We start from the raw sequence: 12,249 nt of genomic DNA, 5'->3' as shown, positions 1-12,249 counted from the left end.
CCGCTCAGGCGTCGGGGACGGTGAGTATCTCCGCGCCGCTGTCGGTGACGACCAGCGTGTGCTCGAACTGGGCCGTCCACTTGCGGTCGGTGTTGACCACCGTCCAGTCGTCGTCCCACATCTCCCAATCGAGGGCGCCGAGGTTGATCATCGGTTCGATGGTGAAGACCATGCCGGTCTCGATCACGGTGTCCACCGCGGGCTGGTCGTAGTGCAGCACCACCAGGCCGTTGTGGAAGGTCTCGCCGATTCCGTGGCCGGTGAAATCGCGAACCACGTTGTAGCCGAAGCGGTTCGCGTAGGCCTCGATGACGCGGCCGATCACGTTCAGCTCGCGCCCGGGCTTGACCGCCTTGATGGCGCGCTCGGTGGCGATCCGGGTCCGCTCGACCAGAGCGCGATGCTCTTCACTGACGTCCCCGGCCAGGAAGGTGGCATTGGTGTCACCGTGCGCGCCGTCGATGTAGGCGGTCACGTCGATGTTCACGATGTCCCCGTCCTGGATCACCGTGGAATCGGGGATGCCGTGGCAGATCACCTCGTTCAGGGAGGTGCAGCACGACTTCGGGAAGTCCTTGTAGCCCAGCGTCGACGGGTAGGCGCCGTGGTCGATCATGTACTCGTGCGCGATCGCGTCCAGCTGATCGGTGGTCACCCCGGGCGCCACGGCGCGGCCGGCCTCGGCGAGCGCGTTGGCGGCGATCTTGCTGGCCAGGCGCACCTTCTCGATGACCTCCGGAGTCTGCACCCACGGCTCGTCGCCTTCTTGCACCGTCGGCTTCCACACGTATTCCGGGCGGACGATGTGATCGGGAACCGGCAGGACGGGAGAAACGACGCCGGGGGTCAGCGGTGCACGAACGGTCATGACCGTCGATTCTACGGATCGCCCGCCGGTCCGGCGGAACAGCATCCCCGGGCCGCCGGTGCCGCCGAGCCGTCGGTAAGGTGTGCCTAAACACTCCTCTGTCTGCCCCCGAAGGATCCGCTCGTGCCGCTCGTCCGCCGCCCACACCCTCGCGGCAGCGCAGCGACCCTGCTGATCGGGCTGCTGACCGTGCTGCTGCTGGGCTGTTCCACCGCGCCCCTCGACGTCGGTGCCGTCAGCGACCCGAGCGCCGAACACCTGCGCAACGGCACCCAGGTGGTCACCCTGCCCAGCGACGATCCGGTGCCCGTCGAGACCGATCCGGCGTCCTCGCCGCGCGCGGACCGGATCATCGCCCTCGATCGCAACGGCACTCTGGGAGCGACGGTCTTCGCCCTCGGACTGGGCCCCCAGGTGGTCGGCCGCGACCGCTCCACCACTTTCCCTGCGGCTCAGGGCCTTCCGGAGGTGACCGACGCCGGCCACGCCGTCAACGTGGAACGGGTGTTGGCGCAGCGGCCGACGATCGTGCTGGCCGGTGAGGACGCCACCCCCAACGGGGTACTCGACCAGCTGCGGGCGGCGCAGATCGACGTGGTCGAGTTCACCGGTGAACGGAGCGTGGCCGACACACCGGAGCTGATCCGCGACGTCGCCGCGGCCCTCGGCGCCCAGCAGGCCGGGGAGAAGCTGGTGCAGCGCACCCGATCGCAGATCGACGCCGCCCGCGCAGCACTGCCCGATCCGACCGGCGATCCCGTCATCGCCTTCCTGTACATCCGCGGCGACCGGCTGATCCTGCTCGGCGGGCCCCGATCGGGCGCCGACGACTTGATCACCGCCCTCGGTGGGCGGGATGCCGGCACCGCGGCCGGTCTCACCGCCGCCTTCACCACCGTCAGCACCGAATCCCTGATGCGTGCCGATCCCGAGGTGATCCTGGTGATGACGCAGGGCGCCGACACGGTGGGCGGCCTGGACAAGGTGGCCGAACTGCCCGCCGTCGCCGGCACCGGTGCGGGCCGCAACAAGCGGATCATCGCGATGGACGAGACCCAGATCCTCGCCTTCGGTCCGGACACCGGCCTGGTATTGCAGGCGCTCGGAAAGGCCATCTACCAGTGACTGACCTCCAGACGCCGGACACGCAGAGCAGCCGGCGACGTGCGATTCTGCGCGCCCCGACTCACTGGCGCCGCGCCGCGTGGGTGATGGCGGCGTGCCTGGTGCTGCTGGGAGTGGTGGTGGTGGTCTCCGCCGGTACCGGCCAGGTCTCGGTCTCCCCCGGCGAGGTCCTCGGCTCCATCGCCCACCACTGGCACCTGAACATCGGACCGCTGCCCGATCAGCAGGGCGAGAACGCGCTCTGGATCTCCCGGTTCCCCCGCATCGTGCTGGGGCTGCTGGTGGGCGCCGCGCTCGGCGCCGCGGGCTGCCTCCTGCAGGGCGTGCTGGCCAACCCGCTGGCCGAGCCGGGCATCATCGGCGTCTCCTCCGGCGCCGCCGTCGGCGCCTGCCTGGTCTTCGTGATCGGCGGTGCGGCCGCCAACGGGTGGGCGGTGGCCGGGGCGGCCGCGGTCTTCGGCCTGTTCACCACCTTCGCCGTCTACATCCTGTCGATGCGTGACGGGGGCACCTCGGTGGTGATGATCGTGCTCACCGGTATCGCGGTGAACGCCTTCGCGCTGGGCATCATCGCCTACCTGACCACCATCGCCTCCACCGCCACCCGCGAGCAGATCGTCTTCTGGCAGCTCGGCTCGCTGGCCGGCGCGGTCACGTGGGCGCACGTGCAGGTGGTGGCTCCCCTGGTTCTCGGTGCCATCGCCGCGTCGGTGGTGCTGGTCAACAAGCTCGACCTGCTGGCCCTCGGCGAGCTGCAGGCCGCCGCCCTCGGCGTGAACGTGGAACTGGTCCGCCGCCAGGTGATCGTGCTGGTCGCGATCCTCACCGCGGGCGCCGTCGCCTTCACCGGCATCGTGATGTTCGTCGGCCTGATCGTCCCGCACTTGATGCGCCTGCTGGTGGGGCCGCGCCACCGCGTCCTCCTCCCGGCCTCGGTGATCGGCGGTGCGCTGTGCATCGCGGCCGCCGACCTGGCCGCCCGCACCCTCACCGCCGGGGAGCTGCCGCTGGGCATGCTGACCTCGCTGATCGGCGGCCCCGTCTTCTTCGTCCTGCTGCGCCGCACCGCGAAGACCGGGTGGTGATCCGATGCCCTCCACCGGTCACACCCTCAGCGGCGCCGAAATCCACATCGCCCTCGGCGGCCGCCCCGTCCTGCGCGGCGTCACCCTCACCGCCGAGCCCGCGCAGCTGCTCACTCTGGTGGGCCCCAACGGCTGCGGCAAGTCCACGCTGCTGTCGATTCTGGCCGGAGTCCGGCCGCCCGGCTCCGGGGCCGTCCACCTCAACGACCGCCACCTGCGCGAGTTCTCCACCCGCGAGCTGGCCCGCCACCGCACACTGGTGACGCAGAACAATCGGGTCGACACGCCCTTCACCGTGCGCGAAGTGGTGGAACTGGGCCGTTACCCGTGGCTGCGCACCCCGGAGGCGGCGCGCTCGGAGGAACTCATCCAGGAGGCCATCGCCGAGTGCCAGATCGCCGATCTGGTCGATCGGCCGTTCTCCCAGCTGTCCGGCGGCCAGCAGGCCCGCGTGTCACTGGCACGTGCACTGGCGCAGGACACCCCGGTGATCCTGCTGGACGAGCCCACCGCGGCCCTGGACATCGGTCACACAGAACAGATGCTGAAGATTCTGCGCACCCGCGCGGACGCCGGCACCACCATCGTCCTGGTGGTGCACGACCTCTCGCTGGCGGCGGCCTACGCCGACCGGGTAGCCCTGATGAAGGACGGTCAGATCCGTTCGACCGGCGCGGTGGACGAGGTGATGACGGCCGAGGCCCTCAGCGACACCTACGACCACCCCGTCACCCTGGTGCGGCACCCGCAGACCGGCGAGCTGATCATCACACCCGACCGCCGCTGATCGGCCGGCTCGCCGGCGAGTCGGCTCAGTTCTTGGCGAACTGGCGGAAGAAGACCACCAGGGCGCCCGCGGCGATCAGCACCAGACCGATCACCAGCACGAACCACAGCCCGAAGGCGCTGCCGATCTCCATCCCAGTCGGTGCCACGGTGGGCGGCGCGACTCCGCTCTGGCCCAGTTGCCGGTTCAGCTCTTCGAGCTGCTGGCTCATCTCGGCGGTCATTCCGTCGAGATTCGCCTTCGCGTCGTTGATCTTGTTCAGGTCGACCGCGAAGACGATCACCATCACCAGCCCGGTCAATGCGGCGATGGCCCCGGAGACCAGAGGCAGGACGGGGAGCTTCTCGGTGAAGAAGAGGGCCACGCCGGCGAGGACGACGGTCAGCAGACCCAGGATCAGCACCCACACGCCGTAGGTGTCGGTGCCGCCGTCGGTCATCCCCGACGCCGACTCACCGCCGCCCGAGATCCAGGGCAGGAAGACCGAGATGAACGCGAGCAGCCCCAGACCGGCCACGACCCACAGCGCCTGGTGTACCCGGGGCGACATCCCCGCGCCGACCGCCGGGCCGCCCGATCCGGGGGCCTGCCCGTACGGGGACTGGCCGTACAGGGCCTGGCCGTACGGGGCTTGACCATGAGGGGCCTGGCCGTAAGGCGCCTGGCCGTACGGGGCCTGGCCATAAGGAGCCTGGCCATGGGGTGCCTGATGGCTCGGGCCGGGCTGCTGGTGACCCGGCTGACCGTAATCCTGTTGCGGATAGCCCTGTTGCGGGTAGCCCTGTTGCGGGTAGCCCGGTTGCTGCGGCGGGTATCCACCCTGCTGGGGGTATCCCTGCTGGGGGTATCCCTGCTGGGGATATCCCTGTCCCTGCGGGCCGGGGTGCCCGCCGTACGGATTCGGTCCAGTCATCGGCACTCCCTCTCGAAATTTGCGTCAGCCGACGATAACCGACGGACGCGTCGAGCCGATGTCCCGGTCTGGCGCACCGCCCGACAGCGGAGAATTCATCCGCGCGGCGGACTCGCCTACGTGGGCGAAGTGCGGAAAGATCAGAGGGCCATGTCCGGGCGGCAGCGAAGCAGCCGAGTTCGGAGCGGTCGACACGAATAGGAAGACGATATGAAGAACAAACTCCTCCGCATCGCAGCGGTACTGGCGACGACCGGCGCCCTCGGAGTCGGGTCGGCGGCTCTGGCCGCGCCCGCCCAAGCGGCACCCCCGAACGATCTGGCGTTGCGGACCTACACCAAGTGCGTCATCAACCACGACACGCCCAAGACCGATCACGTCCTCTGGGTGACCAACGTGGGCCGCTCCACGGTCCACAACGTCCGCGTCGGCTCGGTCGGCGGCCCCGAGACGGGGATCCCGAAGATGCGCGCCGGCCAGGAGTTCCAGCGCGGCGCATGGCACTACTACTCGGCGACCGGTGTCCGGAACGCGGGCCACCTCGCCCCGCGCGAGTCGGTCAAGACGTGGACACTGGCCCCCCGGTGCAACCTGTCGTGGCCGGCCGTCATCTACACCGTCGGCAACGGGAACTTCAACGTCCAGGCCCGCGGATAGCCGCGAGCACGACGACGAAGGGGCCGCTCGGCTGATCATTCAGCCGGGCGGCCCCTTTCGTCGGTACCACCGCCCCGTCTCAGCGCCCGGGTGGCAGCAGGGACAGAAAGTCCCGGGTCACGTTGACGGCGTTGGTCGAGTCGCCGCCCAGGACGATCAGCGTCGCGAACGCGAGATCGCCGCGGAATCCGGCGAACCAGGCGTGCGAGCCGCCGCTCACCTCGGCCTCACCGGTCTTGCCGAACACCGGCCCGGCCCCACCGATCGACGTCGCGGTCCCCTCGGTCACCACCTCGCGCATCATGGGCCGCAGTTGCTCGTAGACCTCGGCTTTCAGTTCCGGGCGGGGGCCCACCACCGTGGTCTCGCGACCCTCGATCAGGTTGGGCACGGGCGCCTTGCCGGTGGCGGCGGTGGCCGCGACCAGCGCCATCCCCAGCGGGGACGAGAGCACCGTGCCCTGCCCGAAGCCGTCCTCGGCGCGCAGCACCAGATCCGGTTCGATCGGCACCGAACCCGACTTGGAGTCGATGCCGGCGATGTCGTACTGGGCGCCCAGGCCCATCGCGGCCGCGGCGTGCGCCAGATCCGTCGGGCCCATCTTCCCGGCCAGATCGGCGAAACTGGTGTTGCACGAGTTCGCGAACGCCTGGCGCAGCGGCACCGGGCCGAGGGCGAAGCGATCGTAGTTGGGGATCAGTCGCGAGCCGATCTGGATCTCCCCCGGACACGGCACGATCGCGTCCGGGCTGGACAGACCGGCGGCCATCGCCGCCGACGAGGTGACGATCTTGAACGTGGATCCGGGCGGATAGGTGCCCATGGTGGCCAGGAGGCCGCCGCGGTCGGCGGCCGGATTCTGCGCGATCGCCAGCAGCCGGCCGGTCGAGGCCTGCATCACCACCATCATCGACTGCTTGCCGACGGCGTTCACCGCCCGCTGGGCGGCGTTCTGCACCGAGCGCGACAGCGTCAGCGAGACCGCGGGCGCCGGCGTCGCCGGATGGTCGCTGAGCACGTCGGCCACCAGACCGTTCGGGTTGAGCACCGAGATCCGCCACCCGGACTCGCCGCCCATCTGGTCGGCGACACGGGTGCGCACCTGCCCCAGCACCGCCGACGCGAACCCCGGGTCGCGCGGGACCAGTATCGCCTGGTCCTGGGCGATCACGCCGGGAACGGCCAGCTGATCGCGCAGCTTGTCGAACTGCTCACCCGGGATCCGGCCGATCGGTAGCGGTTCAGCGCTCGCGGTCGCCTTCTCCGCCAGGCCTTGCACGGTCAGTCCGGGGATCTGCGGCCCGAGAACGGCCACCAGGCGCTCCGCCGAATCGACCACCGAGCCGTGCTCTGCGGCATCGGCGGCATCGAAACTGATGGAGGTGATGGTGCCGTCGCCCATCACCTCGCTGCCGTCGGACTCGTTCACGGCGGCCCGCGGGGGCGCGAAAGTGGACAGCGACAGCCGCTGATCGGCCCCGAGTTCGGGGTGCACATTGGTCGACGACCAGCGCACCGCCCACCCCGCATCGCTGCGGCCCATCGTCAGCGTCGCCGGGTAGCGCCATTCCCGGTCGTTCGGCAGGGTCCAGGTGTAGGTCACGTCCACGTCGGCGATGTCGTGGTCCATCCGCACCCTCCCGGTGCGGGCGGTGAGCCCCTCCCCGTCCAGTCCCTCCCAGGCCGCGGCCAGGAAGGGCTCGGCACGGTCGGGCGCGGTGGTCATGGCGGCGGCGGCGGCGAAGTTCTGCTCGGCGAAGTCGCGGAGGAAGTCCTGGGCGATCCCGCGCGGCCCGTCGTCTTCGGTGGTGCACGCCACCAGCGTCGCGGCCAGCATCAGCACCAGCGCCATCCCTGCCGCGCGCAGGCCGGAGCGCCTCCGAACAGCAGGCGGCGAATGATCCATCAGCGCTGAGCCTAGGGCGTGGCGCCCCGCCACCCGGGTCGGCGCGCCGGACGATCAGTCGATGAGAACGGTGGCGAACGTGCCGACCTGCTCGAATCCGACGCGGCGGTAGGTCTCGCGGGCGACAGCGTTGAAGCCGTTGACGTACAGGCTGGCGATCCGGCCCTGCCGCGCGATCGCCGCGGCCACCGCGGCGGTTCCGGCGATCCCGCAGCCGTGGCCGCGATACTCCGGATCCACCCACACGCCCTGAATCTGGCCCACCCGGCGCGACAGTGCGCCGATCTCGGCCTTGAAGACCACCCGCGTGCCCTCGAACCGGGCGAAGACGCGGCGCGCGGAGATCAGTGAAGCGAGCCGGCGGCGATAGGCCCGCCCGTCGTCCTCCAGCCGTGGATCCACTCCGACCTCGCCGATGAACATCTCGACCGCCGCCGGGAAGTAGGCGTCCAGGTCGGCGCCGGTCACCAAGCGCACACTGCGATCGACCGGTGCCGCGGGATAGCCGTCGAGCGCGAGCAGCGGCTGATCGTCGCGGATCTCGCGCGGCTCGCCCCAGTGGTCGGCGAGACGATCCCACAAGCCCAGGGACAGCCCGGCCGGCCCCACGAGCGAAGTACACATCCGTGGACCGGAGAGCGCACGCTGAGCGAAATTGTCCAGATCCGTCGAGGTCCCCGACAGCGGCACCAGGTTGGCCCCGGAGAAGCACAGGGACTCCTCCGGCCGCGAGGCGGTCCACAATTCGCCGCCCAGAAAACGTGGGGACAGCCCGTAGGCCTCCACCCGGGCGGCCACCATGCACGAGGTCACCGGATCGCCGTCCAGGGCGCGGGTCACCGCGACCGCATCGCGCGACCCGAGTGGGCGATCACCCAGCAGTCCGAGCACGCCTCACCTCCTCGTCGGTCGTCTCCGGCGCCCCGGCGACGATCAGCCGACCGTCACCACCGGGTTGCCTTCTCCAGTGTCCCCCGATTCACCGGCGATACGCATCGCTTCTTCGATCAAGGTCTCCACGATCAGCGCCTCGGGCACCGTCTTGATCACTTCGCCCTTGACGAAGATCTGTCCCTTGCCGTTGCCGGAGGCCACCCCGAGGTCGGCTTCGCGGGCCTCGCCCGGGCCGTTCACCACGCAGCCCATCACGGCCACCCGCAGCGGCACCTCCAGACCGTCGAGTCCGGCGGTCACCTCGTTGGCCAGCTTGTACACGTCCACCTGGGCCCGGCCGCACGACGGGCACGAGACGATCTCCAGCTTGCGCGGGCGCAGATTCAGCGACTGCAGGATCGCGTCGCCGACCTTGATCTCCTCCGCCGGCGGCGCCGACAGCGAGACGCGGATGGTGTCGCCGATCCCCTCCGACAGCAGCGCACCGAACGCGACGGACGACTTGATGGTGCCCTGGAACGCCGGGCCCGCCTCGGTGACGCCCAGGTGCAGCGGGTAGTCGCACTGGGCGGCGAGCTGGCGGTAGGCCTCCACCATGATCACCGGGTCGTTGTGCTTCACCGAGATCTTGATGTCACCGAAGCCGTGCTCCTCGAACAGGCCGGCCTCCCACAGTGCCGACTCCACGAGCGCCTCCGGGGTGGCTTTGCCGTACTTCTTCATCAGCCGCGGATCCAGCGAACCGGCGTTGACCCCGATACGGATCGGAATGCCGGCGTCACCGGCGGCCTTGGCCACCTCCTTGACCCGGCCGTCGAACTCCTTGATGTTGCCCGGGTTCACGCGCACCGCGGCGCAGCCGGCGTCGATGGCGGCGAAGATGTACTTCGGCTGGAAGTGGATGTCGGCGATCACCGGGATGTTCGCCTTGCGGGCGATCTCCGGCAGCGCGTCGGCGTCCTCCTGCCGCGGGCAGGCCACCCGGACGATGTCGCATCCCGAGGCGGTGAGCTCGGCGATCTGCTGCAGCGTCGCATTCACGTCGTGGGTCTTGGTGGTGCACATCGACTGCACCGAGATCGGCGAGTCGCTGCCCACGCCCACCGAGCCGACCTGCAGCTGACGCGTCTTCCGTCGCGGGGCCAGGACGGGCGGCGGGGTCGGGATACCGAGTCCGATCGGTGCGGTCATGTCTTGCTCCTTGCGTTCTGCGCGGCCGGGCGGCCGTCAGAAGATCTGAATGGGGTTGACGATGTCGGCGGTGAGAGTCAGCACCATGAAGCCGGCCATCACCACCACCACCGCATACGTCAGCGGCAGCAGCTTGTAGTAGTCGACGGGTCCGGCCGCGGCCTTGCCGAAGAGGCGGCGGATCGTGTTGCGCAGCTTCTCGTAGAGGGCGATCGCCATGTGGCCGCCGTCCAACGGCAGCAGCGGCACCAGGTTGAACAGGCCCAGGAAGAAATTGACGCTGATCAGCAGGAGGAAGAAGACGTCCCAGTAGCCGCGCTCGACCACCTGGCCGCCCATCACCGAGGCGCCGTAGACGCTGATCGGGGTCTCCGGGTCGCGTTCGCCGCCGGTCACCGCAGTCCACAGATTGTCGATCTTGGTCGGCAGCTTGATCAGCGCCTTGTAGGTCTCGGTGAACATGTCGCCGGTGAAGCTCACCGCCCCGCCCCACACCGTCAGCGCGTTGTAATGGTTGGTCCGTTCCTCGTTCAGGCCGACGCCGATGGCGCCGACGGTCACCGGCGACAGCGTGCCGTCCGGGTTCTCCGTCATCCGTTGGACCTGGGTCACCGGGACCGTCAGCTCCTGGCGGGCGCCGTCGCGTTCCACGGTCAGGTGCACCTGCCCGCTCGACTTCTGCACCTGCATGATCAGGTCGGTCGTACCGGCGACCGTATGCCCGTCCACGGCCAGGATCTGGTCGCCGGGCTCCAGCCCCGCGGCCACCGCCGGTCCGGGACCGGAGCACTCGACCAGCCTGCCCTTGTCGTCGGTGGCCGGAGCCACGCAGCCCACCGTGGTGGCGTGCACCGGGCGGTCCCCGAGAATCGGCAGCCCCCAACTCAGGCCCACCACGATCACCAGGACGAAGCCCAGGATGAAGTTCTGGGCGGGCCCGGCGAACAGCACCACGAGCCGTTTCCACGTCGGCTGCTTGTACATGGCCCGTTCGCGGTCCTCGACCGCGAGTTCGTCGTGCGGGGTCATGCCGGCGATGTCGCAGAAGCCGCCGAGCGGGATGCCCTTGACCCCGTACTCGGTCTCCCCGCGCCGCGTCGACCACAGCGTGGGACCGAAGCCGACGAAGTAGCGGCGCACCTTCATCCCCGTGGCCTGAGCGGCCCACATGTGACCGAGCTCATGCCACGCGATGGAGATCAGCAGGGCGAGCGCGAAGAGCACCACACCGAGAGCGAAACTCACCTTCTCCGGTCCTGCCTTACTTCTGGGACGACTACCTGGGGGAACGAGCGGCGACCAGCGTGGCAGCGCGATCGCGCGCCCACTGATCGGCAGCCAATACGTCTTCCACAGTACCCGGCGGCGCCGACCACTGATCGGCCTGCGCGAGCACCTCGGCGATGATCGCCACGATGTCGGTGAAGCCGACGGCACCGGCGAAGAAACCGGCGGCGGCCACCTCGTTCGCCGCGTTGTAGATCGCCGTGTGGCAGCCGCCGGCCTCCCCGGCCCGGCGCGCGACGGAGATCGCCGGGAAGACGGTCTCGTCGACCGGCTCGAAGGTCCACTCCGCTGCCCGGCTGAAGTCGCAGGACGACGACGAGCCGGGCACCCGGTGCGGCCAGCCGAGGGCGAGGGCGATCGGCAGCTTCATCGACGGCGGCGAGGCTTTCGCGATGGTGGCACCGTCCACGAAGGTCACCATCGAGTGGACGATGGATTGCGGGTGCACGGTCACGTCGATCCGGTCGTAGGGCACCCCGAACAGCAGGTGCGCCTCGATCACCTCGAGCGCCTTGTTCACCAGGGTCGCCGAGTTCAGCGTGATCATCGGACCCATCGACCAGGTGGGATGCCGCCCGGCCTGTTCGGGCGTCACCCCGGCCACCTGCTCGGCCGTCCAGCCGCGGAAGGGCCCGCCGGAGGCGGTGAGCACCAGGCGGTCCACCTCGTCGGGCGAACCGCCGCGCAGGCACTGGGCGATGGCCGAATGCTCGGAGTCCACCGGCACGATCTGACCGGGCGCGGCGGCGTCCAGCACCAGCGCGCCACCGGCGACCAGCGACTCCTTGTTCGCCAGCGCCAGCCGCGCCCCGCTGTGCAGGGCCGCGAGGCTCGGCCGCAGGCCGATGGCGCCGACCACCCCGTTGAGCACCACGTCGGCCCCGGTCTCTTCGATCAGCCGGACCATCGCGTCCTCGCCGCCGAGTACCCGGCCGTCCAGACGGCCCGAGAGCACCCCGGCCGCTTCGGCGTCGGCCACCGCGATCCGGCCCGCCGACAACCCGGACTCGGCCGCCTGCCGGGTCAGCAGGTCCAGGTTGCCGCCGCCGGCACCGAGCCCGGCCACCTCGAACAGTTCCGGATGTTCAGCGATCACCTCGAGGGCCTGCGTCCCGATGGAACCGGTCGAACCCAGGATCAACACACGTGTCGTCACACCGGTCATTGTGACGCACCGCGACCGGGTTATGCTTGAGCCCCGACTACTACCGGTCGTCATACACCGGTGGCCGTACACCGATCGCCGAACCCGAGGAGTTCTTGTGGCAAGCACCGAGGTCGAGACCGTCGATACCGGCTGGGTTCGCGAGGACCCCGAGGCCCCGTCCGCCCGTTTCGGCTGGTCCGGCACCGCCCCCCGCACCTATGCGATCGCGTCGTTCATCAGCGGCCTGATCATGTTCGGCATGCTGGTGGGCAACCACGTCGGCCACGTGGAAGACATCTGGCTGATCGTCTTCGGCGTCGTGCTGTGCCTGTACCCGATCTACAAGATGCGCCCGCGCAAGAACGCCTGGAAGCGCTACTAGGCGCTAC

12 protein-coding genes are annotated in these 12,249 nt (G+C 69.8%); 5 read left to right on the top strand and 7 right to left on the bottom strand.

Annotation, left to right across the window (positions count from 1 at the left end):
• Positions 1 to 4: 4 nt before the first annotated feature.
• Positions 5 to 868 (bottom strand): type I methionyl aminopeptidase, encoded by an 864-nt coding sequence (map, locus tag ABD732_RS09670; protein WP_344783064.1) that lies wholly within the window; start codon positions 866 to 868, stop codon positions 5 to 7.
• 123 nt (positions 869 to 991) lie between these two features.
• On the opposite strand from map, the gene ABD732_RS09665 reads away from it, so the two are divergent.
• From ABD732_RS09665 to ABD732_RS09655, 3 genes are all read left to right on the top strand, one after another.
• The gene (locus tag ABD732_RS09665; protein ID WP_344783062.1) at positions 992 to 1,993 is read left to right on the top strand and encodes a heme/hemin ABC transporter substrate-binding protein; all 1,002 of its coding nucleotides are present in this window, start codon (positions 992 to 994) and stop codon (positions 1,991 to 1,993) included.
• Positions 1,994 to 2,079: 86 nt separating this feature from the next.
• A complete protein-coding gene (locus tag ABD732_RS09660) occupies positions 2,080 to 3,078 on the top strand; it encodes a FecCD family ABC transporter permease (protein ID WP_344783487.1) in 999 nt (332 codons plus the stop codon).
• A 4-nt stretch (positions 3,079 to 3,082) separates the two neighbouring features.
• Positions 3,083 to 3,865, top strand: coding sequence for a heme ABC transporter ATP-binding protein (locus ABD732_RS09655; RefSeq protein WP_344783060.1), 783 nt, complete (start codon positions 3,083 to 3,085; stop codon positions 3,863 to 3,865).
• Positions 3,866 to 3,890: 25 nt separating this feature from the next.
• Here the strand turns inward: ABD732_RS09655 and ABD732_RS09650 are convergent, their stop codons facing one another.
• The gene (locus ABD732_RS09650; RefSeq protein ID WP_344783058.1) at positions 3,891 to 4,778 is read right to left on the bottom strand and encodes a hypothetical protein; all 888 of its coding nucleotides are present in this window, start codon (positions 4,776 to 4,778) and stop codon (positions 3,891 to 3,893) included.
• 210 nt (positions 4,779 to 4,988) lie between these two features.
• Here ABD732_RS09650 and ABD732_RS09645 point away from each other — a divergent pair, with 210 nt between their 5' ends.
• Positions 4,989 to 5,435, top strand: coding sequence for a hypothetical protein (locus ABD732_RS09645; RefSeq protein ID WP_344783056.1), 447 nt, complete (start codon positions 4,989 to 4,991; stop codon positions 5,433 to 5,435).
• 79 nt (positions 5,436 to 5,514) lie between these two features.
• On the opposite strand, the gene ABD732_RS09640 is transcribed toward ABD732_RS09645, so the two are convergent.
• Genes ABD732_RS09640 through dxr form a run of 5 tightly spaced genes read right to left on the bottom strand, consistent with a single transcriptional unit; the run spans position 5,515 to position 11,878 of the window.
• Positions 5,515 to 7,341, bottom strand: a complete 1,827-nt coding sequence (locus ABD732_RS09640; RefSeq protein WP_344783054.1) for a penicillin-binding transpeptidase domain-containing protein — start codon at positions 7,339 to 7,341, stop codon at positions 5,515 to 5,517.
• 54 nt (positions 7,342 to 7,395) lie between these two features.
• Positions 7,396 to 8,232: a GNAT family N-acetyltransferase gene (locus ABD732_RS09635; RefSeq protein WP_344783052.1), complete on the bottom strand. Its 837-nt coding sequence runs from the start codon at positions 8,230 to 8,232 to the stop codon at positions 7,396 to 7,398.
• Positions 8,233 to 8,274: 42 nt separating this feature from the next.
• The gene (gene ispG / locus ABD732_RS09630; protein WP_344783050.1) at positions 8,275 to 9,426 is read right to left on the bottom strand and encodes a flavodoxin-dependent (E)-4-hydroxy-3-methylbut-2-enyl-diphosphate synthase; all 1,152 of its coding nucleotides are present in this window, start codon (positions 9,424 to 9,426) and stop codon (positions 8,275 to 8,277) included.
• 36 nt (positions 9,427 to 9,462) lie between these two features.
• Positions 9,463 to 10,671 carry a M50 family metallopeptidase gene (locus tag ABD732_RS09625; RefSeq protein ID WP_344783048.1) on the bottom strand — a complete coding sequence of 403 codons (1,209 nt, stop codon included), beginning with the start codon at positions 10,669 to 10,671 and terminating at the stop codon, positions 9,463 to 9,465.
• A gap of 31 nt (positions 10,672 to 10,702) precedes the next feature.
• Positions 10,703 to 11,878 carry a 1-deoxy-D-xylulose-5-phosphate reductoisomerase gene (gene dxr / locus ABD732_RS09620; protein WP_344783046.1) on the bottom strand — a complete coding sequence of 392 codons (1,176 nt, stop codon included), beginning with the start codon at positions 11,876 to 11,878 and terminating at the stop codon, positions 10,703 to 10,705.
• A gap of 97 nt (positions 11,879 to 11,975) precedes the next feature.
• Between dxr and ABD732_RS09615 the strand changes: the two genes are divergently transcribed.
• Positions 11,976 to 12,242: a DUF2631 domain-containing protein gene (locus ABD732_RS09615; RefSeq protein WP_344783044.1), complete on the top strand. Its 267-nt coding sequence runs from the start codon at positions 11,976 to 11,978 to the stop codon at positions 12,240 to 12,242.
• The last annotated feature ends 7 nt before the right edge of the window (positions 12,243 to 12,249 follow it).

It is taken from the genome of Gordonia caeni, from assembly GCF_039537105.1.
Taxonomy (GTDB): domain Bacteria; phylum Actinomycetota; class Actinomycetes; order Mycobacteriales; family Mycobacteriaceae; genus Gordonia; species Gordonia caeni.
Note: the sequence above shows the minus strand (reverse complement) of the source record. Positions and strands in the feature narration are given on the sequence as shown.